Annotated in this window: 24 protein-coding genes and 1 pseudogene; 14 read left to right on the forward strand and 11 right to left on the reverse strand. The window is 53.5% G+C overall.

Annotated features, from left to right (window positions below):
- Positions 1 to 150 precede the first annotated feature (150 nt).
- A complete protein-coding gene (locus RMR21_RS09410) occupies positions 151 to 2,631 on the forward strand; it encodes an ATP-dependent helicase (protein ID WP_498667719.1) in 2,481 nt (826 codons plus the stop codon).
- A gap of 81 nt (positions 2,632 to 2,712) precedes the next feature.
- Here the strand turns inward: RMR21_RS09410 and RMR21_RS09415 are convergent, their stop codons facing one another.
- Positions 2,713 to 2,880 (reverse strand): hypothetical protein, encoded by a 168-nt coding sequence (locus RMR21_RS09415; protein ID WP_183895700.1) that lies wholly within the window; start codon positions 2,878 to 2,880, stop codon positions 2,713 to 2,715.
- Between the two features lie 106 nt (positions 2,881 to 2,986).
- Here RMR21_RS09415 and RMR21_RS09420 point away from each other — a divergent pair, with 106 nt between their 5' ends.
- Together RMR21_RS09420 and RMR21_RS09425 are read left to right on the forward strand one after the other, a co-directional pair.
- On the forward strand, positions 2,987 to 3,469 hold the full coding sequence (locus tag RMR21_RS09420; protein ID WP_498667720.1) for a DMT family transporter: 483 nt from the start codon (positions 2,987 to 2,989) through the stop codon (positions 3,467 to 3,469).
- On the forward strand, positions 3,466 to 3,888 hold the full coding sequence (locus RMR21_RS09425; protein ID WP_498667722.1) for a DMT family transporter: 423 nt from the start codon (positions 3,466 to 3,468) through the stop codon (positions 3,886 to 3,888). Before RMR21_RS09420 ends, RMR21_RS09425 begins: the two co-directional genes overlap by 4 nt.
- Before the next feature lie 37 nt (positions 3,889 to 3,925).
- On the opposite strand, the gene RMR21_RS09430 is transcribed toward RMR21_RS09425, so the two are convergent.
- Positions 3,926 to 5,194 carry a DUF2778 domain-containing protein gene (locus RMR21_RS09430; protein WP_498667723.1) on the reverse strand — a complete coding sequence of 423 codons (1,269 nt, stop codon included), beginning with the start codon at positions 5,192 to 5,194 and terminating at the stop codon, positions 3,926 to 3,928.
- Between the two features lie 439 nt (positions 5,195 to 5,633).
- Here RMR21_RS09430 and pncA point away from each other — a divergent pair, with 439 nt between their 5' ends.
- A complete protein-coding gene (pncA, locus tag RMR21_RS09435; protein ID WP_498667725.1) occupies positions 5,634 to 6,260 on the forward strand; it encodes a bifunctional nicotinamidase/pyrazinamidase in 627 nt (208 codons plus the stop codon).
- 201 nt (positions 6,261 to 6,461) lie between these two features.
- Here pncA and RMR21_RS09440 read toward each other — a convergent pair whose 3' ends face one another.
- Entirely contained in the window at positions 6,462 to 6,713 is a 252-nt protein-coding gene (locus tag RMR21_RS09440) for a DUF2164 domain-containing protein (protein ID WP_498667727.1), read from the reverse strand.
- 127 nt (positions 6,714 to 6,840) lie between these two features.
- On the opposite strand from RMR21_RS09440, the gene RMR21_RS09445 reads away from it, so the two are divergent.
- The gene (locus RMR21_RS09445; protein WP_498667728.1) at positions 6,841 to 7,563 is read left to right on the forward strand and encodes an AzlC family ABC transporter permease; all 723 of its coding nucleotides are present in this window, start codon (positions 6,841 to 6,843) and stop codon (positions 7,561 to 7,563) included.
- Positions 7,560 to 7,874 carry an AzlD family protein gene (locus RMR21_RS09450; protein ID WP_498667729.1) on the forward strand — a complete coding sequence of 105 codons (315 nt, stop codon included), beginning with the start codon at positions 7,560 to 7,562 and terminating at the stop codon, positions 7,872 to 7,874. Before RMR21_RS09445 ends, RMR21_RS09450 begins: the two co-directional genes overlap by 4 nt.
- Here the strand turns inward: RMR21_RS09450 and RMR21_RS09455 are convergent.
- From RMR21_RS09455 to RMR21_RS09470, 4 genes are all read right to left on the reverse strand, one after another.
- Positions 7,864 to 9,699: an aminopeptidase P family protein gene (locus tag RMR21_RS09455; protein ID WP_498667730.1), complete on the reverse strand. Its 1,836-nt coding sequence runs from the start codon at positions 9,697 to 9,699 to the stop codon at positions 7,864 to 7,866. The two genes, RMR21_RS09450 and RMR21_RS09455, sit on opposite strands and share 11 nt — an antisense overlap.
- Before the next feature lie 88 nt (positions 9,700 to 9,787).
- Positions 9,788 to 10,666, reverse strand: a complete 879-nt coding sequence (locus RMR21_RS09460; RefSeq protein ID WP_498667731.1) for a 50S ribosomal protein L11 methyltransferase — start codon at positions 10,664 to 10,666, stop codon at positions 9,788 to 9,790.
- 95 nt (positions 10,667 to 10,761) lie between these two features.
- Complete coding sequence (locus tag RMR21_RS09465) at positions 10,762 to 11,361, reverse strand: SCO family protein (RefSeq protein ID WP_498667732.1); 600 nt, start codon at positions 11,359 to 11,361, stop codon at positions 10,762 to 10,764.
- Positions 11,362 to 11,485: 124 nt separating this feature from the next.
- Entirely contained in the window at positions 11,486 to 11,644 is a 159-nt protein-coding gene (locus tag RMR21_RS09470; protein WP_498667733.1) for a hypothetical protein, read from the reverse strand.
- 224 nt (positions 11,645 to 11,868) lie between these two features.
- Between RMR21_RS09470 and RMR21_RS09475 the strand changes: the two genes are divergently transcribed.
- Complete coding sequence (locus tag RMR21_RS09475) at positions 11,869 to 12,336, forward strand: chemotaxis protein CheW (RefSeq protein WP_174153501.1); 468 nt, start codon at positions 11,869 to 11,871, stop codon at positions 12,334 to 12,336.
- Positions 12,337 to 12,458: 122 nt separating this feature from the next.
- On the opposite strand, the pseudogene RMR21_RS09480 reads toward RMR21_RS09475, so the two are convergent.
- Positions 12,459 to 12,629: pseudogene (locus tag RMR21_RS09480) on the reverse strand (CreA family protein); the annotation flags it as partial.
- Positions 12,630 to 12,659: 30 nt separating this feature from the next.
- On the opposite strand from RMR21_RS09480, the gene RMR21_RS09485 reads away from it, so the two are divergent.
- The gene (locus RMR21_RS09485; RefSeq protein WP_498667734.1) at positions 12,660 to 14,390 is read left to right on the forward strand and encodes a recombinase family protein; all 1,731 of its coding nucleotides are present in this window, start codon (positions 12,660 to 12,662) and stop codon (positions 14,388 to 14,390) included.
- 92 nt (positions 14,391 to 14,482) lie between these two features.
- On the opposite strand, the gene RMR21_RS09490 is transcribed toward RMR21_RS09485, so the two are convergent.
- Positions 14,483 to 15,148, reverse strand: a complete 666-nt coding sequence (locus RMR21_RS09490) for a hypothetical protein (protein ID WP_498667735.1) — start codon at positions 15,146 to 15,148, stop codon at positions 14,483 to 14,485.
- 515 nt (positions 15,149 to 15,663) lie between these two features.
- Positions 15,664 to 16,077, reverse strand: coding sequence for a hypothetical protein (locus RMR21_RS09495; RefSeq protein ID WP_498667736.1), 414 nt, complete (start codon positions 16,075 to 16,077; stop codon positions 15,664 to 15,666).
- A gap of 698 nt (positions 16,078 to 16,775) precedes the next feature.
- Between RMR21_RS09495 and RMR21_RS09500 the strand changes: the two genes are divergently transcribed.
- The 4 genes from RMR21_RS09500 (at position 16,776) to RMR21_RS09515 (ending at position 19,775) form a co-directional block, all read left to right on the forward strand.
- Complete coding sequence (locus RMR21_RS09500) at positions 16,776 to 18,254, forward strand: VapE domain-containing protein (protein WP_498667737.1); 1,479 nt, start codon at positions 16,776 to 16,778, stop codon at positions 18,252 to 18,254.
- Positions 18,251 to 19,171: a hypothetical protein gene (locus RMR21_RS09505; protein WP_498667739.1), complete on the forward strand. Its 921-nt coding sequence runs from the start codon at positions 18,251 to 18,253 to the stop codon at positions 19,169 to 19,171. Before RMR21_RS09500 ends, RMR21_RS09505 begins: the two co-directional genes overlap by 4 nt.
- Before the next feature lie 10 nt (positions 19,172 to 19,181).
- Positions 19,182 to 19,562 (forward strand): hypothetical protein, encoded by a 381-nt coding sequence (locus tag RMR21_RS09510; protein WP_498667740.1) that lies wholly within the window; start codon positions 19,182 to 19,184, stop codon positions 19,560 to 19,562.
- A 66-nt stretch (positions 19,563 to 19,628) separates the two neighbouring features.
- On the forward strand, positions 19,629 to 19,775 hold the full coding sequence (locus RMR21_RS09515) for a hypothetical protein (protein WP_498667742.1): 147 nt from the start codon (positions 19,629 to 19,631) through the stop codon (positions 19,773 to 19,775).
- 85 nt (positions 19,776 to 19,860) lie between these two features.
- Here the strand turns inward: RMR21_RS09515 and RMR21_RS09520 are convergent, their stop codons facing one another.
- Positions 19,861 to 20,265, reverse strand: coding sequence for a hypothetical protein (locus tag RMR21_RS09520; protein WP_498667744.1), 405 nt, complete (start codon positions 20,263 to 20,265; stop codon positions 19,861 to 19,863).
- A gap of 77 nt (positions 20,266 to 20,342) precedes the next feature.
- Here RMR21_RS09520 and RMR21_RS09525 point away from each other — a divergent pair, with 77 nt between their 5' ends.
- Positions 20,343 to 20,615, forward strand: coding sequence for a hypothetical protein (locus RMR21_RS09525; RefSeq protein WP_498667746.1), 273 nt, complete (start codon positions 20,343 to 20,345; stop codon positions 20,613 to 20,615).
- A complete protein-coding gene (locus tag RMR21_RS09530) occupies positions 20,608 to 21,006 on the forward strand; it encodes a hypothetical protein (protein WP_498667747.1) in 399 nt (132 codons plus the stop codon). The genes RMR21_RS09525 and RMR21_RS09530 overlap by 8 nt, the downstream gene beginning before the upstream one ends.
- Positions 21,007 to 21,037 lie beyond the last annotated feature (31 nt).

Raw genomic sequence — 21,037 nt, forward strand, 5'->3', positions numbered from 1 at the left:
CGTCTTGCAACCTCACATAGCCGCCTCAATCTGCACTCACGCACAGCTAATGTAGAAAATGCCTTGGAATGGGCGCTTTGCCAGTTGATACCGGAATAAACGCAGAACACGGTTCTGGCCTTTCAGCCCCGAATCACTACATTGGGCCTCATGAGTAATAGTTTTGACGATATGCCGTTCTTTGACGAAGAACCTTCCGAGCCTCGCCGCCAACCTGCAGCCCCTGGTCAGGTCGGCGGTCTGGGAATTGCCGCGCGCGCCATGGCCGCACGCGATCAAGGACGTGCGGCACCGGATTATCTCTCCGGCCTGAACGCCGAGCAGCGCGAAGCTGTCGAAACGCTGGAAGGACCCGTTCTGGTCCTCGCGGGCGCCGGCACCGGCAAGACGCGCGTGCTGACCACGCGTATCGCACATATTCTCGCGACCGGCCGGGTCTATCCAAGCCAGATCCTTGCGGTGACCTTCACCAACAAAGCGGCTCGCGAGATGAAGGAACGTATTGGCGTTCTTGTTGGCGGTGCAGTCGAAGGCATGCCATGGCTTGGCACCTTCCACTCCATCGGTGTAAAACTGCTACGCCGCCATGCCGAATTGATGGGTTTGAAATCCGATTTCACCATTCTTGATACCGACGATGTCGTGCGCCTGTTGAAACAGCTCATTCAGGCTGAAGGGCTGGATGACAAGCGCTGGCCTGCCAAACAGTTCGCAGGCATGATCGATGGCTGGAAGAACAAGGGCCTGACACCACCGGAAATTCCTGAAGGCGACAGCCGCGCATTTGCCAACGGCAAGGGCCGTGAGCTTTACGCTGCCTATCAGGCCCGTCTGAAGACGCTGAATGCCTGCGATTTCGGCGACCTTTTGCTGCACCCCATTACCATTTTCCGAAATCACCCAGACATTCTGAAAGAGTACCATCAGAAGTTTCGCTACATTCTGGTGGACGAGTATCAGGACACCAATACCTGCCAATATATGTGGCTTCGGCTTCTGGCGCAGCGCCCCAAGGGGCAGCCGCAGAACGTTTGCTGTGTGGGTGATGACGACCAGTCGATCTATGGCTGGCGCGGTGCCGAGGTGGACAATATCCTGCGTTTCGACAAGGATTTTCCCGGCGCAAAGGTCATCAAGCTGGAGCGCAACTACCGCTCCACCGAACATATTCTCGGTGCTGCCGGTCATCTGATCGCCCATAATGAGGGCCGCCTCGGCAAGACCCTGTTCACCGATCGCAGCGAGCCGGATGATGAAAAGGTCGTTGTCCACGCCGCCTGGGATTCGGAAGAGGAAGCCCGCGCAGTCGGTGAAGAAATCGAACAGCTTCAGCGCACCAAGCATCCGCTCAACAACATGGCGATCCTCGTGCGCGCCTCGTTCCAGATGAGAGAATTCGAAGACCGCTTCGTGACGCTGGGGCTGAACTATCGCGTCATTGGCGGTCCGCGATTCTATGAACGTCTGGAAATCCGCGATGCGCTGGCCTATTTCCGCCTCGTCTGCCAATCGGCAGACGATCTGGCCTTCGAGCGCATCATCAACACGCCAAAGCGCGGTCTGGGTGACACCACCGTCCGCAACTTGCATGATTACGCCCGCGCCCGCGACATTCCCATGCTGGCTGCTGCCGCCGACATCATCGAAACCGACGAGTTGAAGCCGAAGGCGCGCAAGGCGCTGTTCGATGTCGTCCAGGATTTCCGCCGCTGGCAGGGTTTGCTGGAAAATACCGAGCACACGGTGCTGGCCGAACAAATCCTCGATGAAAGCGGCTACACGGCGATGTGGCAGGCGGACAAAACCGCCGAAGGTCCCGGCAGGCTGGAAAACCTGAAAGAACTAATTCGCTCGATGGAAGCCTATGAGAGCATGCGCAGCTTCCTCGAGCACGTCGCGCTTGTCATGGACACCGAAAAGAACGCGGAGCTTGATGCTGTCTCGATCATGACGCTGCACTCCGCCAAGGGGCTGGAGTTCGAAACCGTCTTCCTGCCCGGCTGGGAGGAAGGTCTTTTCCCGCACCAGCGCTCGCTGGATGAAGGTGGCCGCTCGGGTCTGGAAGAAGAGCGTCGGCTGGCCTATGTCGGTATCACCCGTGCGAAACGCCGCTGCCACATCTGGTTCGTGTCCAATCGCCGTATCCACGGATTGTGGCAGGCCACGATACCATCGCGTTTTCTGGAAGAGCTACCGCCCAACCATGTCGAAGTCTCGGCATCGGACAGCAATTATGGCGGCTATGGCGGCCGCGGCGGCTATGGCCAATCGCGCTTCGATGCCGCAGACCCCTTCACCAACACTTATTCAACGCCCGGCTGGAAACGCGCACAGGCTAATAAGTCCGACGCGACCCGCGACAATTGGGGAAGCCGCTCCGGCCATTCCGTTGACAGGATCGGTTATGGCGAGAGCGGCCCGAAAAGCCGTACGATTGATGGTGAACTCGTTGCAAAATCCGTGGCCGACACGCCATCGGAGTTCTTTGTCGGCGACCGCGTCTTCCACATGAAATTCGGCAACGGAAATGTCGCCAGCGTCGAAGGAAACAAACTGACGATCGATTTCGACCGCGCTGGACAGAAGCGGGTTCTGGATGGGTTCGTCGAGCGGGCAGAGAAGTCGGGCTAACGCTTGCTGCTTAACGCGCTCATGGGTTCGAGTTAGCGCTTGCAAGTGGCTAAAGCGCTGCCTTGAACACACAAGACCGAACTATTGCGCGATGGGTGTCTCGCCCGGCGTAAAGCCGATCAGGTACACGGCGGCCACGACGATGGCGAGAATGAAAATCGAGATGACGAAAATTGTCATGCGGTTCAGTGGTTTGCGGGTCGTTTTCTTCATGGCCAGATAACCATCCAAGACGATTTTGGTTCCCATATAATGCTGCAGCGCGAAATTCCGAGTGCATGCTTCAAGGAAAATCAATTTCGCTTCAAAGGCATATCGGATAAAGCTGAATCACCTTCTCAGCATTCGGCGTATCATGACCAATAACAAAACCACCCGGTTGAACCCGCTCCACATCGTCGCGGCCTTCGTAAGCGGGTGCCTTTTGACATTGATGGTCCACTTCAACGGAATGCTCGCCCATTACGGCAACGCACTATTCTCATCCTGGACGGCGCATGGCACCGGAACCTTGGCCGCGGTCCTCTATCTGGCGGTCCTCTATAGAAAACCTGCTGGTGAAAAGCAGGCGCGGCCCAAGGCGCCGGTCTGGGCCTATTGCGGCGGCGTGTTCGGCGCAGCCATCGTGATGCTGACATCGACTGCCGTCAATTCGCCGCTCGCCCTCTCCGGCACCATCGCGCTTGGGCTTGGAGGTCAGGTCATCTTCAGCCTGCTCGCCGACCTCTGGGGATTGTTCGGCCTGCCGAAACGCCGACCCGATCTGACCGATCTTTGCGCTGTGGCTTTGATCCTCGGCGGCAGCGCGCTCATCATTCTCGTGGGGAGGTCAGCATGACGCTCTGGATTGCCATGGCCTTTGCCGGTGGCCTGTTCGTTTCGGTCAGCCGCCAGATCAACGGTCGGCTCAGCCTGTCGAACTCACCACTGATAGCCTCCTTCTGGAACCACATCGTCGGCTTTATCGTCCTGACCGCCTTGGGGCTCACGCTGGGTGGCCTGTGGCCGGATGGCGTGGCTGACGCGCAGTGGTACGCCTTCGTGGGCGGCCCCATCGGCGTTATCTTCATTGCATCGGGAAGCTGGCTTATTCCGCGCATCGGTGCCGTCAACACGGCGCTTCTCGTCATCAGCGGCCAGATGGTATCGGGCGTCGTGCTCGATCTCTTCAGCGATCAACCACCCCGGTTATGGGCCAGCGTGGCAGGCATAGCGTTGATTTTATGCGGGATGGTGCTGACGCAGCGCAAGCGCTAAAGCGCATCCTTGTTAAATGGAAACGCTTTAGGCGGCGTCAGGAATCCGTATCACGACTTGAGAACATGCCGAACAGCGTCTTGCCCTTGCCGCTCGTCGTGGCACCGGCCGTCATGGCAGGGCGTCCGGCCAATTTCGGCACGACGACGATGCGCTTGACTTCACCACGTTTGAAAGCTGCCAGGAACCGCGTGTAGTCCTTGAACACGACGCAGCCATTGGACTCGCCCCGGCGGGCCAGCATGTAGGTGTGTGCAAGAAGACCGTTACGGCCATGCGGATTGACACCGCTTTCCGGCGTCAGGCGAATGGCCTCGACACCGTGGAAAAGCGATTCACGCATCGTCAGCTTATAGCTCGAAGGCGGTGTTGCTCCACGCATTTTGACATGCACGAAATCAGGATTGTCACGCATATTGCCGATGCCGGAATGCGCTTCAAGCTTTTCGCCACTCGGCAAATGAACGACACCTGCGGAAATATCATAGATGGCAGTACCATTGCCGCGATCAGGCCAGGGAACCGCATCCATCTTGGTTTCGCGCATCGGATTGTCGGGCCGCGCAAAGGCCACCATGTTGGTTGCCGGACGTTGTTGAACAGGCACGGGCGCTGGCGCCTCAAGTTGCTTTTCCACCAGAGATGGCACGGCTGGGCGCGGTGTCGGCTCGACGTCAACAGCACGCGCGATTTCAGGGCGGAAGCTCGGCAGCGGAACGGTTTCCGGCAGCAGATCGATTTCGTCATCGGCAGTCGCCTGCGGCTTGCCAAGCGCAACTTCGAAGGCTGGATGTTCTTTCGCCTGCGTCTCCAGCATGGCCAGTTCAGGATTTTCCGTTTCGCGACCGAGCGCCGAATCGACGATGGCGGTTGGGCGAAGTGCAGCCAGTGCCTGAACCGTCGTTTGGTTCTTGGCATTGATAGAGGCAGCAGCACCGAAACGGTCTGCAAACGCTTTGGCACCGATGTGGTGCTCGGCTGCGAGGCGGGTGCCTTTGAGGCTGCTCTGTCCATGATCGGACAGGCGGGAAAATTTGTGAATGTGAACGTTGCGCTCGGCACTGTCGAACGGCGTGTGTTCCAGCCCGTCCAGATGCGAGACCAGCCTCACGTCGAAGGGCTGCGTCCCGTGCGACGCTTGCGCCATGCCATGAAGCGAAGCGAATGCAGTAATCGCGCAGACGCTTGCGACCACCCCCCCGCTGATCAGAGCGGGAAGCCCACGCAGGCCGGACGCCTTGCGTTTCTTGGTGAGGGAAGCGCGGCCAACGCGCGTCTCTTTATAGGCCACGACTGATGACGCCATGATACTCGTTACTCGAACCGTTTACGCAAAACCGGGACATTCCGGCGACAGTGTGTATGCCCAAAAAGCTGTGCGCGATGTGCGACGGCTTTGGTGCGGACAGGTTCGAAGCATGCCGAATTATGGTAACCAAAGTCTTTACAAGTCCCCTGAAAACGCAGTTCTTTGAAGCTTGCATGCTTTTCTCGCGATCTCTAACGCCAATCGGCCACGTCAAGACGACGCGGAGACTGGTTAAGAGACTGACAAGACATTTCGATATGGATATACGTGATTCCCCACCGACACCTGTTCCCCTAAATGCCGACTTTGCCGAAAATTAGCTACAAATAAGGCGGGTTTGCGGCGGAGACGGGCGCTGGGTCGACGTCGTACTGATTTCCACTTGATACCTGCCCCTCAGCTTGGCATCCTTGCGGTATAACGTGGGAGAGAAAACATGAAAGCGCTGCTGCTGGTCGATATACAGAACGGGTTCTGCCCCGGCGGACATCTCGCGGTGACGGATGGCGACCGAATCGTTCCGGTTGCCAATGCTCTGATCGACAATGGCGGCTACGATCTCGTCGTCGCCTCGCAGGATTGGCACCCGGCCAATCACGGCAGCTTCGCCTCCCAACACCCCGGCAAACAACCCTTCGAAATGGGTGAATTATCCGGCAAACCGCAGGTTCTATGGCCGGACCATTGCGTACAGGAAACCCCAGATGCCGAATTTCATCCGGACCTGAAGACGGACGCCGTCGATTACATCCAGCAAAAAGGTGAAAACCCGGCCGTGGATAGCTATTCCGCTTTTCGCGACAACGACCAGTTCGCCACGACGGGCCTGTCGGAATATCTGGAGCGGCAGGGCGTCACTGTTCTGGATGTCTGCGGACTGGCGACGGACTATTGCGTCAGTTTCTCGGCCTTGGATGCAGTGGAGATGCTGCCGGACGTCAAGGTTCGCTTCATCGAGGACGCCAGCCGCGGCATCGACCCCGAAGGAATCAGAAAAGCCATCGCTGCGATGCGGGCAAAGGGCGTGTCCATCGTCAACAGCAGCGATCTTCTCAACGACTGATTTGCGATCCATCTAGTCGTGCTTGGCGCATCGCGGTTTCGAGAGATGGATCTGATTTGAATATGCTTTTTACCTTTGCCGATAGGCCGCCGTAATCGGTTCGGCGCGTAGTTGGAGAGATGCGGCGGTAGGTACTGATCACCTCCATAAGCTTACCAGGCAACGAGAAGCCGTCTTGCAACCGGAAAATTACGGTAACGGTCAACGGCGTGGGATAGACCGCTCGAGCAGATCAATATCGGAAGCAGCATACTCCATGCGCTGTAGAACCGCCTCATGCGCGTCGCGCAGGCCCTTGTTGTAGAACACAGGCCCGATCACCTCGGCCAGATGGTCCACCAGCATGTCGACCTGAAGAGTGCCGATATCGACATCCAGCTCATCGGTGAGAAAATTGCGCAGCGCCGTGACCATGTCTGCCTTCTGCTGCTTTTCCAGTTTCAGATCTTTCATCTTGGCCTTCTCCGGTACCTGAGCGTAATCGACACTTCAATCAAATCAATCCAATCTATTCCAGCAATTCGTTTGTCAGATACAAAAGACGACGTTAGGAGCAGAGGAAATTCGGAGCTTCTAACATATGCCAGTTTCCAACTTTCGGTCCGGCCTCAGGCGTGGCCTCCCCGTGACCCTGTCCGTTTTGCCCTTCGGCGCCCTGTTCGGCGCCGTGGCAATCGATAACGGCCTGAGTATTTTTGAAGCGACGTTGATGAGCGGCGTCATTTATGCCGGTGCCAGCCAGCTGGTGGGGATTGAGCTGTTCAACCAGAACCTGCCCGCATGGTTGGTGATCCTGTCCATCTTCGCCGTCAATTTCCGCCATGTGCTGTATTCGGCAGCCATGGTGCGCATCGTGCCGGAGTGGTCGTTGGCAAAAAAAGCAATCGGTTTTTTCTTCATGGTGGACCCGCAATTTGCCGAGGCTGTTCGCCAAAAGGAGCTACACGGGCAGGTGCGTTTTTCCTGGTACATGGGTTACGCGCTGATCGTCTATACCGGCTGGATGATCTCCACCGTCCTCGGTGCATCGCTCGGCAATCTGATCGGCGACCCGAAGGCCGCCGGCTTCGATGTTCTGTTGCCCATTTATTTCATGGGCATGGTCTTGGGATTTCGCGGGCGCTCCCACTTCTACCCCGTCATGCTGGCCAGTGCGGTCGGCGCAATCGTGTCCTTTCACTTTGTCGGGTCGCCATGGCATGTCAGCATCGGCGCACTGACCGGCATCCTGGTCGCAGTCGTGCTTCCGCCGGATCGTCGAGACGATCAAACCGACGTGTTGAATGAGGAGACAGCCCGATGAGCCCGTTCCTCGATCCTCAGACGCTGTTCATCATCGCAGCAGGCGCAATCGCCACCTACATCACGCGTGTGGGCGGATATGTGCTGATGACGCGCATGAAGACCATTCCTCCCCGTGTCGAAGCTGGTCTCAACGCGGTGCCCGTGGCGGTTCTTACCACGCTCGTCGCACCCGCCTTTTTCGAAGGCGGATACGAGGTGAAGCTGGCGATGATTTTCGCGCTCATCGTGGGCCTGCGTTTTCCCGGCCTTATCATGCTGGCATCAGGCTGGGCGCTCGCCGTGGCGATGCGCTACTTTGCTATCGCGTAAGGGGCTCGGTCGCCGCGATCAGCCATCGCTGAACGTCAACGTCGGAAATGAGCGGCATCAGCTTTTCGCGAACCTGCGCATGATATGCGTTCAACCAGTCCAGTTCCTCATCCGTCAGGAGTGAGACGACGATGAGGCGACGGTCGACAGGGCACCAGGTCAGCGTTTCGAAGGACAACATCGGCAACTCGCCACCCTCGACGGCCTCTGCCTCCCGCGTCCAGACCAGGTTCTCGATACGGATGCCAAATGCCCCAGGGCGGTAGTATCCCGGTTCGTTCGACAAGATCATGCCAGGCAGGAGTTCCTGTTGCGAAACGCGGGAAATACGCTGTGGTCCCTCATGTACGGACAGATAGGAGCCGACCCCGTGGCCCGTGCCGTGGGCGTAATCCGCACCCGCTTTCCAAAGCGCGATACGCGCCAGCGGATCGAGGTCACAGCCGCGTGTGCCGACAGGAAAACGTGCCACACTGATGGCGATGAAGCCCTTGAGCACCAGCGTAAAGAAACGCTTCTGCTCCTCCGGCACATTGCCGATGGCAACGGTGCGGGTAATATCCGTGGTGCCGTTGATATATTGCGCGCCGGAATCGACCAGAAACATCTCGCCGTCATTCAAGGTCCGGTCGCTATCGGTGGTGACGCGGTAATGCATGATCGCAGCGTTTTCGCCCGCACCTGAAATCGTATCGAAGGAAATATCCTTGAGCGGGTTCTGCAACGTCTGGCCAACCCTCGCCCGTATGGCCTCCAGTGCTGTTACCGCTTTGATCTCTGTCAGCGTGCCGGGCTGTTGCTGATCCAGCCATGCCAGAAATTCCACCATGGCAGCGCCGTCCTGTATGTGCGCCGCAGCCGAACCGGCGATTTCCGCCTCGTTCTTGCAAGCCCGTGGCAGCTTGACGGGATCGACCGCCTCCACGACCTGCCCACCGGCTTCGGTGATGGAAAGCGTCAGCGCGACGGGCGTCACATCCACATCGGTCAGAATACGTCCGGCCGCACTGGCAATGGCATGCAGCCTCGCCTCGATATCGCCAGGCGGCAACAGCGTTGCCAGTGGCGCGAGATAGGCCTTCGCGTCGTCACCGACCTTACGTTCATCCATGAACAGGTCGGCGTTGCCATCGGCATAGATGATAGCGCGGGCCAGCGGATGCGGCGTATGCGGCACATCGTTACCGCGAATGTTGAAGGTCCAGGCGATCGAGGACGGATCGGTCATCAGCACCGCGTGGGCTTTGCGCGCTGCAACGATCTCCCCAATGGTCGTGACCTTCATCTGCGCCGGAATGCCCGTGACGGTGTCGGGCTGGATGGTAACCGGCTCCAGCGGCTCGGCCGGGCGATCAGTCCAGAGCGAATCCAGAGGATTTTCAGCAAGAAGAACGACCGAACCGCCCTTGTCCGACAGCGCCTTTTCAAAACGCTTCACTTCGGCGCCCGTATGCAGCCAGGGGTCGATCCCCAGACGAAAGCCGTCAGGCGCATTGTCGGTCAGCCATTTCGAGGGCGGCGCACCGACCAGATCGCCGCCCCGGAAGGCTGCGGGATCGACCTGGGAAACGAGCTGCGTCGTATAGCGGCCATCGACAAAGACGATGGCTTCGAACCGCGTGACAAGCACCACACCCGCAGAGCCGGTAAAGCCTGTCAGCCATGCCAGACGCTCAGCCGACCCAGGGACATATTCGCCTTGATATTCATCGGCCCGTGGCACCAGAAAGCCATCGATTTCAAGCGCGTCGAAGGTCGCTCGAAGGGCGTCTACGCGGGCCTTGCCGAATTGCGGTGTGGATTTGTTTTCGAATGACTGGAACATGAGCTGCTTTCCGAATGCCTGATTTCGCATCGGACCTTATCGCGTCACACTTGCCAACGTCCAGACGAAAGGCGTGTCTTTACAACACTCAGTCCTTGCGCAGGTGGATCGTGACCCAGCCGTTGCGCCACAGAGTGCGAACGTGGCTGAGATGCATGCCATTATAAGCAGACAGGACCTTCCAGCGCTGGGATGCGAGAATACCTGATAGAATGACCGTACCGCCGGGTGCCAGATGGGCCACCAGTTGCGGCGCCATCTTGATCAGCGGCCGCGCCAGAATATTTGCGATGATGAGATCGAACGGCCCATGCTTGCGAAAAGCATCCGAGTGGAAACCGGGGGCAGTTTCCAGCGACATGCCGGAGACGATGCCGTTCAGCCGTGCATTTTCCTTCGCCACCTTGATGGCGATGGGGTCGATATCCGTCGCCAGCACCGGGACCGGGCGCATCTTGGCAACGGCAATGGCGAGAACACCACTACCCGTACCGAGATCCAAAGCATTGCGAACGGTCCGCGCCCGCAAGACCTGCTCGATCATCTCCAGGCAACCAGCCGTGGTACCGTGGTGCCCTGTGCCGAAGGCCTGGCCCGCTTCGATTTCAATGGCCAGATCGTTGATGCGGACCTTGTCGCGGTCATGCGAACCGTGAACGAGGAAGCGCCCTGCCCGCACCGGCGTCAGGCCTTCGAGCGATTTGGCGATCCAATCCACATCTGGAATGACCTCACGCATGAGTGTCAGATGTGGAAATGCAGACGCCAGCGCCTCGGTCACACGGTCGCGAACATCGTCTTCATCATTTTCATAGAGATAGACGGAGGTTTCCCAGATGTCGCGCTTCTCATCGACCTCGGTATTGGCGATGGCAATGTCTTCCTCGCCGAAAAGCTCGGATAACAAATCCAGAACTTCGCCCGATTGAACTTCGGTGGTGGACACGTAAAGACGGATTTCGCTCACGGCTGAGACTTTCTAAGCAAATGTTTCAGCTGTCAGCCTTTGCCATAAAAGCCATGATAGTCCAATGGACCGCAGGTGCGATTATCAATCAAAGATCAGGTCTTGGTGAGATTTTGCAGCTTCTTGATAGCGACGTCGGAGTTTTCACCATAGGCAATAGTGCCTGCGAAACGTCCCTTCGCGTCCAGCAGTATAACCGATGCCGTGTGATCCATGGTGTAATCGCCGCTCGGGTCCTTCTCATCCACAGCGACCTTCTTGGCGTAGATTCGATAACCCTTCAGCGTTTCGGCAATCTTTTCCGGCGTGCCGGTAATACCGGTGATGCGTTTGGAAACATTGGGAACATACTGGTTGAGAATTTCGGGCGTATCCCGCTCAGGATCGACGGATACGAAATAGGCCTGCATCTTGTCGCCTGCCGGGTCGACCTTTTCCATCCAGCCATTCAGTTCGAACAGCGTGGTCGGGCAGACCTCCGGGCAATGGGTAAAGCCGAAGAACAAAGCCGTTGGCTTGCCCTGAAAGGCTTTTTCGGTAATCGGTTGGCCGTTCTGCGCAACCAACTGGAAGGGAACGCCGTAGACTTCCTCGACCATCTCGTCACGGCTTTTGGTTAGTTCCATTGTCAGCCAGGCCATGACACCCAGCAGCACGACGACGGCACCCCAAAGCGCAATACGAATATTCTTCATGCCATTCCCCGATCAGCAGCAGCCAGCGTTTCACATTTGCTTCTACTCAGGCGGATCGACTTCCGCAATTCTGGAAAGGCCCGATTGCGTGAACCGCGCTGTTTTGTCTCAAATGCGATGGCGCTCAGAAGCACCAGGCAACGCCGCTTTGAACGGTGGCGAGAAAAATGTCCGTCGCATGCCGCATCCAGCCCTCGAAGGTCATGACGACGACCAGCAACGCCGCGCCGGTTGCGGCGGCGGTCGCAAGCAATTTCACGGGCTTGTTCAGTAAAGCGCTCATTTGCCGAATATATCGCGAAAACAGGCCGTGTGAAACAGCGAATCTCCCTCGCTTGTGCTGTTTGCAGCAGTCCGTTAGGGAAAGTTTAAATTGTTTTTGTGCATGATGATCGTCAGCGGTCCGCCATACGCGCACGACATGATGTCACCGGACGACTTTCCGACGCCGCATTACCACCGAAATAGAAACGGCCAGCCAGAGAGCCGTGAGGAAAAGTTCAAACCATGTCAAACGCCATCAAGCAATCCGGCGCATATCTTGAAATTGTTTCCTTCCATCTCGGCGACCAAGAATTCTGCATAGATATCATGGTGATTCGCGAAATTCGCGGCTGGGCACCTGTGACACCGATGCCGCACACACCACCCTATGTTCTGGGCCTCATCAACCTTCGCGGCGCGGTTATTCCGGTTATCGACATGGCCTGCCGTCTGGGCATGAAAATGACCGAACCATCCGAGCGCTCCGCCATCATCGTCACTGATATCGGCGGCAAGCTGGTCGGCCTTCTGGTCGAACAGGTCTCCGACATGATGACCATCAAATCCGAAGACCTTCAGCCCGCGCCTGAAATCATCCCGGAAGACCAGCGCAATTTCTGCCACGGCATCGTGGCGTTGGAAAAGAGCATGGTCTGCTTCCTCAACCTCGACACCGTCATCGCCGACGAACTTTCGCGCGAAGCCGCTTAAGGCCAGAGTTACACTAATAACTAACGCAAACGGCGAGCATCACAGCTCGCCGTTTTTGTTTTCAACGCTCTCTCATCGATCATACCGGGCGTGAGCCGGCAGAGGCTGCGTCGCCTGAAACCTTACGGCTTGCCGTTCTTCCATGTCACCGTCTGCCCATAGAGCGGCACGGTCGAAATCGCCATTTTGGCGGAACCGTCGGTCAATTCGCGGGTATGAACGAGGTAGATCAGCGTGTCGTTCGGCTTGTCATAGATGCGGTTGACGACCATCTTCTTCCACACCAAGGAGATGGTAGAGACTATTAATTACACCGCGCTATAATGCTGACGGTTGTGGTTAAAGGGCTTGGAATGAAGGCTTACTCGTACATACGAATTTCAAGTGAAAAGCAGATTACCGGCGACGGTATTAGGCGTCAGGTCGAGGCAAGTCGCGCTTATGCTCGCGAAAACGGGTTGATTTTGGATGAAGAACTTTCTGATATCGGCCTTTCCGGTTATCACGGAAAGCATATGTCCGGTGGTGCGCTAGGTGGATTTGTTGCCCTCGTAAATGAAGGCAAAATCGACAAAGGTTCTGTTCTAATTGTTGAAAGTTTGGACCGCTTAAGCCGCGAAGACCCTTTTACCGCTCAATATCAACTTATGGGAATCCTAGCGGCTGAGATCGACGTTGTTACGCTAATTGACCGGCAAAGATATTCCCGTACCGGCAACCACTCGCAGATGTTCTCGGCACTTGGAATTGTGAACCGCGCTCACGATGAATCGAAGACCAAGGCCGAACGAACCAAAGCAAACATTGCCAAGCGTCGTGCGGATGCGCAGGCCGGTATCAAGACCTTCGTTATAAATGGACCTTCGTGGATTTCACAGAATAGGCAACCAGACGGCTGCTACACATTCACCTTCAATGAACACGCTGAGACGCTTCGCGATATCTGGAATTGGTATGACGAAGGTACCGGCGTTCAATCCATTGCGGTTCGGCTGAACCAACAAAAGCGACAGGTGCTTATGGAGCGGGGCAAAAGTAAGGTCTGGCGTCATACCACTATTGCCTATTTGCTTCGCAACGAAGCAGCGCGGGGAACGTACGCCATTGGTAATGATTTTAGGGTACCTGACTACTTCCCACGGCTTGTTTCTGACGAGCAATGGTTTCGTGTTCAGGACCGCATTAGCGAAGGTTCAAAACGAGCGGCGGGTCGACGTGGTGACGAATTCACAAACCTCTTTCAGGGGTTGTTATCGTGCCACGAATGCGGTGCGTCGGTTAGAGTGCTCCGAGCAGGAAAGAATGGTAAATTTCGTTATTGCACCTGCGTGAAAAGGTTGCTGAAAGTTACCCGTTGCTCCCCTTCTCTCCTACGGCTCGACCAAATCGAAACGGCTATTCTTCGCCACGTCACATTATTCCACGTAGACCCAACACTCGGTAAGCCCGACAAAGGAAAAGTCGTGTTGGATTTGGATGTAGCGATTGCCGAACGTGAACGCTTAACTCAACAGATGAAGAACATCAGGCAATCCATTCCTATGATCGATAGTGAGGACGACCGGCGGGAGTTGATGCAAGACCTGAACGAACTTCGAAAGCGTTCGGATCGACAAAATCACCAAGTGGTGACATTGGAAAAACAACTCCGTGAGATCGAGCAATCCAGCAAGGACGTGGCTGATATCAATAAGGAAATCGTAACGGAGATTTCGCTTTGGGAAAATATGAAGCCGGAAGAACTCTTCGCTTCTAGGGCCAAAATTAATAAGTCGCTCTCGAAGATTATTTCTACAATCCGTTTAGATTTTGAGAAAAAAGAAGCGCTGGTATTTGTTGGCGGGATGACCAAGGGGTGGCGTATCTCTGTCGACGGGACGATAACCGGCGAGATGGACTGGTCGCACCTACCTTGGTCGGTCATACAGACCATAACCAAAGATATGATCGCGATGAGCCCATCCCAAATGCGCGATGCCAAGGCCGTGAATGATAGCATCGAAGGCGAACGTCTACCGGAGGAATTGTTCGGCAAGCATTTAACCGGACACTAGCCCCACACGCGGCCACACAAGCGTTTCTAAGCGATAATTGAAGCGTCATAGTAGAAAGCCCACACAACGCCGTGTGGGCTTCTGTCTGAAGTCTAGAAGTAATTCTTATGGTCGAACCCGTAGGTGAAATTCAGGTTTTCATCGCAATCATCTTTGTTGCTAACGCCTTTGAGGAAATAGAAGTATTGGGCAGCAGAAGGGTCATAATCTGCAAACCCTTCTGCTTCATAATCAGATGAGTAAACCGGTATCGGTTGATTAACTTCGTTAAATTGATTGCTGTACAAGCAGTGTCTCTCGACGTGGGCAACCATCTTAAATTGCTCCTGCTTTGTGATAAAGCGCGGCTTTGGGTCGAAGAAAGTAGGCCGGTCAACGGTCAATTTCAGCCAGATCGTAGGGTCGGTAAGATCAATCAGGACACCCTGAAAGGTCTCATCGCCTTCCTCAAATTCTGTCGGCCATAAGACGGTTACCATCTGGGGTGTGAACTTTTCGCGTTCGATGCGATAGCCCACGTCTTCGGTCACCAGCGCCAAATCATTCAAATTCGCTTGCTTAATGAGTGCAGCGAATTCCTGCTTGGCCGCGAGTTCGTAAGGTAGATTATTGTAATGCTTCCCTATGAACCGCGCATAAACATAATGCTCATACGGTATCCCATCGTTGCTATCGAAAAGGCACAACTGAACGTTCAAATGCGGATTGTCATAGTCGAGTAGATAATCAATCAGGTCGTTGTTATTCGTGATAGCCACGCAGTCCTCTCCTTATTTCATTGTTCGCAAATCCATTATTCAAAATCGTTTGCTAATTTATTACGCGATGAAAACCGCTCCAGACGCGACGACGACGAGAGAAGGCCAGCATTCGCGCTGACCTTTTTCTACCGTTCTGCCAAGAACATCCCGGCACCACTGCCTGAACAACTGCTTATCTAAAGCACCCTTCCCGTACCGTCAAGCACAAATTTCATTTTTTTCAATATATTTTCTGTTAACATTCTGATGTAGTTAAATTTTTAAGTATGTAAGAATGTCAGCACTTTATTTGTTCAATACAGTTTTACGATAATCTATTGACATTATTATTTCTATTTCCGGGATGCATTTTTATGCTTGACAATGGCGTGTAAGCCCCATTAAAAAACCCCCAACGAAAACGTCAGGGGTTCACAAACGAATGCAAGAAATCTGGGATTGGCTTCGGCTAAACAAAACGAATGAATCAAACGAATCCGTTGAAAGGATTTATTTGGATAAAGCGTTTCGTTTCATTGGCGGTGAGGCTGGGCGTGAACATATCGCGGTGATGCCGGATCCCACGGGTCTTGGCTTTCAAACTGGCGCGAATATTCCATATCCAACGCTAGGAACAATCCGTGCGCTATAGCCTTGTTTGCGCCTTCGGAAGCGCTTGTGCGGGTTCCTGAAGCCTTGGCTATATCATCCGGCACGGCCATTAGGTGAAGGTGTAGGAACTCTACCAGCTCCTTCTTCTCAATGCGAACGCCATACTTGAAGAAGCGATAGTTGATGGAAAGCCGGTCTATCAAATGCTCGGCTAGCACCTTGGTTATGACGGTCGACCTTCTGCGTGTAACGCCTGTGCCAGCGAAGTTCGTGCGGGTCGTGCGTTCAGCGGTGATCAGGTAGATGTAGATGCTGCTTTCGAGCTCTGGCGTCATTGGCTTGTTCTCCTTTCGTTCACGATACGTGGGAACGGCGAAGGAGTCGATAGGGTTCAAGCCCGAAGGTTAGGTTAAGTTAGGTTAGTTTGATTCCAGTAGGTTAACCAAAGGTTAGTTTACTGGTTAGCCAAATAAAACCCTTAAACCCCTATAAAATAAGGGTTTTTCTTCTTTAGGTTAATCAAGTTAACTTAATTTCTTTATTGCTAGAATTTAAAGAAGAATAGGCTTCTATACATTCGACACCTTCGTTTCCCGCCGTGGGCGCAACATCGGATTTTGACTAACCTGATTAACCTGAAACGCTAAAACCCTTATGACACAAGGGTTTAGGGCCACTATCAAGGGTAACCAGTTGGCTAACCTGGGTTAACTTAGGTTAGTTTAGGTTAGTTAGTTCAAGCCACAAGCAAGCTGCGAAATAGATGTGGGGGCGTTCTTCCGGTTATTTCCTAAAAATGTTAACACAAAATATTAAATACCGCTTGACAAATTTAAATTGACTTATTCGGCTATTTTTGCTATAAATGATAAATACAAATGAGCACAACATCTGCGGAACAGGTTTTGGACTCGCCAATACTTGTTGCAATGATGTTGATCTCTGGTCCTTCGAAAAGAAAAACCGTAAAGCCAACCTCTGATCCGCAGCAGAGATTGGTTTTTTCTTTTTAATGAGTGAGGATATACTTATAATGTCAACAGAAAATGATAAATCCCTTTTCAACAGCAACGTAGTACCTTTGAAATCCTTTGGCACCACGGGTTCACAAGGAAGCGCCCTTCTAGATGATCTACGCGCCCGTTCGCAGGATGGTAACTTCTGGTACGGGGAATGGTTGGAAGCCAACGCCATTACCAATGGCCCTTCACATAAGGACGTCCGGGGCGAGTTCCACAAACTCTTCGGCATACGTCGCGAAGAAATCGAAATGAATATCAAATTCATTGCCGACTTCGGTTCGCTTCCCAGAACGGTTGAAGACAAACTGACGGTTATGCTGGCGAAGTTCTCAGCAGCGATGTTCTTCGATGGTTCAATCAATGCCCACATCGATGAACGTGATGTAACCTCGCTAACCGTTCTGGCTGACAAACTACATCTAACTAACGCTGACTACCGCCTCGGTATCAATTCCAGCGATATCGACCGTGCCGTTAATCTATGGCGTTCGAGAAACCGGATTGACCTCGTCACGTCCACAACCAAAGAGATCGCCTACAAGCCAAGTCAGGATGACGATGCGGTTTGGCAGTATGTTGCTGACCAGCATAGCCAAACCCTGCATTCCCCGGCCTACGTTAAAGCGGTCTACAAAAAGTTCGTTTGGCAGGTGAAACGTAAGATGTTGAACCTTCCGATTACATACCATCTTATGCCGGTCATCCTAGGACCGCAGGGAACGGGCAAGAGCTGGTTCGTCGTGAAAATCCTGAACGCCTATCTCAGCCAGTTCGTCCATAGTTCTACGTTCGAAAGCATTGGCGAAGAACGCTTGGCTGAACAATGGGACTATCCCATCCAATGGTGCGACGAGATGGCATATGCCTCCCTTGCCAATGCTGACATTGTTAAGAACCGCATTACCTCGGACAAGGTGTTCTATCGCCCTATGGGTGAGAATTACTCGCTTCCGGTAACCAACCGTTCGACCTTCATCGGCGCTTCCAACAAAAATTCCATTGCCGATATCATTCGTGACGAGACCGGCAACAGACGCTTCGCTCCGGTAGTTTACTCGAATGTTCCGGGCGACGAGCGCATTCCGTTCGGCTACGATCCTATCCTGTTTTGGACGTCCGTTGACGAACACGGTCCCGACCCGATGCTTGAAGCTGCTGATGAATTGACGGCGCTACAATCTTCGCAAAGGCACCTTTCGACTACCGATCAGTTCCTACTCGATTACGCAACGAAGGCCGAAGAAGCCGAAGAACCAACCAACTTGTTCTCGACGCTATGGGCAGAATTCGATGATTGGAAACAAACATCGAACGTTAAATGCAAACTGACGAAAAACGAATTCTTCAGGGCGATTGCCGGTGCGGCTGACAACTTCCCTGACCTATACAAAGTTACGAACCCGCAGAACAAGAAAACCTTTACCTTTTTGAAGGTCAATGCCAACCCCAAAGGTGCGAAGGCCGCTCTCAAGAAGGCTGGTGTACTATGAAGGTATCCTTCCAAGAGCGCAAAGAATCTACATCTAAAACGACGGTTGTTTTCGAAGGGGCGGCAGACTTTGCCGCCTTCCTAAGCGAACAGGCCAAGCGTGTTGCCAATGGCAAAGAAGACGTAATGCTGTTCACCGGGGCAGTATGGCCCGAGGACGACGCCTTCCTTAATCGCGACGATGGTAAGGGACTCAAACTTCAAGAAGATATCGTTGAAATCCACGCGCTGGTTTATGATCTGGATGGCTCCACGGTGCCTTGGCAGACCGTGTCTTCGATTTTCGAAGAATACGAGCATATCATCTATTCTTCGTGGTCGAACGGACGCAAAGGCACAGGCGAACGCTTCCGGGTGGTAATCCCCTTCTCTGCCCCCCTGACTACGAACGCCGTCAACATCTACCATCACCTTTGGGAATTCCTTTCGCTTCCAATGATGTCGGACGAGATCGGCGTTTACGAAAAGGCTTACCAACTTGATGAAGGCAAGCGCAGCGCGCAGAGTTGGTTCTTCCTACCTTCCCTTACCGGAAATGATATTTGGCACCACCACGTCGCCCCGGTGCTTGATCCAATGGCCTTGGCCTACTCGCCTGCTTCAATCGAACTTGTCGAATTCCGAAATGATTTGGCAAAGGAAGCCGAAGCCAACCAAGCCAGATTAGCGGCTTTGAAGCCGAAAGGCTCAAGTACCCTGTCAGCTGCACAAGTCCAGGCTCGTGCCGCAAAGGCCTTGGCGAAATGGGCAACCCCTGACGAAGGGAACGCTAACTTCTTCTCCTATGCATATGCCCTCAAGGGCCACGGCATTGATAAGGCAACCATCGCGATCCTGCTTCAGCAAAACGCAAACCAATTCGGCAAAAACACCGTGGATCGGCTCAAAGATATCGAACGAATTTTGAAACAACTGTGAGGAAACAAAAATGAAAAAAAGAAGTAAATTGAAAACATTTGAAGAAATTTGGGAAAAGAAAGTGAGCGAATATGATCTTACCTTTACGACAAACCACGAAGGGAAAATCCTGCTCCTGCTCCCGTATTATGGAGAGGATAGAGGATGGGCGGACCATCGCGATTACCTTGAGAGCCGGGTCAAGTCGTGCGGGAGGATGACCCGCCTTTTGACACCAAAACTAACGGAAAGCGGTATGGAACTAGAAGACTTACTTTATCCCGGCGATTACAGTCCTGACCAGTTTGGCGTTTTCTTCGTAGCGGTAAAAATCGAAAACGAAGCTGACGAAATGCTAATGCGACTTAACATCAAGGAATACAAAGCCAAGTGTGCACCCTTAAGCCAGTAAGACTTGACTGTACTCGTAAAAGACGCAAGACCAATAGTAATATCAATTTATAAGGGAGAATGAATAATGCAAATGGAACGTCAGAAAACCGATACCGAACGTAACACAGAACTAGCCGACCTCATCATTGCGAAGGCTTGGAAGAAGTTCTTTTGGTACATCTGCGCCCCGGTCATAATCGGCCTGAATATCAACTATTTCTTCTTCCAGTAAATAGGTGTGCGACGGATTTACGCTCACACGTTTGTTGCAAACCTAATCGAAAAAGCCCCGTTTTACCGGGGCTTTTTTTGTGTCTTCATTTTGCTTTGCGAGGCTTCCTTGCGGGCTTCGGGGCGACCGCCGCATCACGTATCGCCTGCTTACCTTCCTCGGTGTCGGTAACGTAGTCTCGAATGGTCTCGAAGACTTCAATAACCTCTTCCTTGGTTTTGACCTGATATGGCGCAGGATCGTCTGGATGGAACTTGATTGCAGGTCGTCCAAAGGTGATGAAATATAGACCCGGCGTTGTCTTTTTTACCCACGAACCTCTGATCTCTTTGTCGTTCGTAAATGCTTCGTACTGAGCATCATACGCTTCGAAAAACATAGCAACTGGATCGGCCTTCTTCAATTGTTTTGCAGTCGAAGGTTTCGCTGCGGCGAATTTGCGTATCGATTCGAAGCGTTCAAGAATTGAAGGTTCTTTGTCTTTTGCCATTTCAAATTATCTCCGTTTTCAATGCTCCGACGACTAACTCCTAAATATCTTTAGATCAACGAGAATGTCTAAAGAAAATGAAAATTAGATACGAAGTTTCCGGCAATATGCAGCGCGGAGAAATGCAACGCTACATCAATTCGAAACCACTTTTAACACGCGACCAAGCAATCACCGAATGGCTGGAACTGCGTTTTCGAACGTGGATTTTGAACAACATCGTCAATTCCCTTTCCGACTTTGATTTCGAGCCAAATACCCAATCGCCGGTATCGTTTGACGTCACGTTCCATCAACAGGCACACGGACAAATGTTCTACGCCACGATGGGAGGAATTATCATTGGATAATGAAAAGGAAGATAAGCGCAAATCCGAAGAGCATAAGCAGCACCTGAAATCCATTGGTTTTCAGAAGGGAATGCAGCGCCATCCAAAAGCAGGCCGTCGACCTACACCGGATGTTCTGAAGCAAAGGCTGGCCGACCTTGCACCGGATGCCATCGCGGTCATTTATGAGTTGATGATGAGCGCCGATAAGGACGCTACCCGCTTAAGCGCTGCACAAACGATTGTTGCACCATTCATTGCGAAGGCACCAAGAAGCGTGAACGTTCGTCACGAGCATAGCCTTGCTGACCTCGTTCACGAAATCAATTCCGGTGGCAAAACAATCGATGCAACGCCGGATAGCGAAGACGTCGATTACCTCGAATACGACGACGATGATTTAGAAGAATAAGGGATCGCTAAATAAGTTCAGTGCACTTATT

Source organism: Agrobacterium sp. rho-8.1 (genome assembly GCF_033957725.1).
Taxonomy (GTDB): domain Bacteria; phylum Pseudomonadota; class Alphaproteobacteria; order Rhizobiales; family Rhizobiaceae; genus Agrobacterium.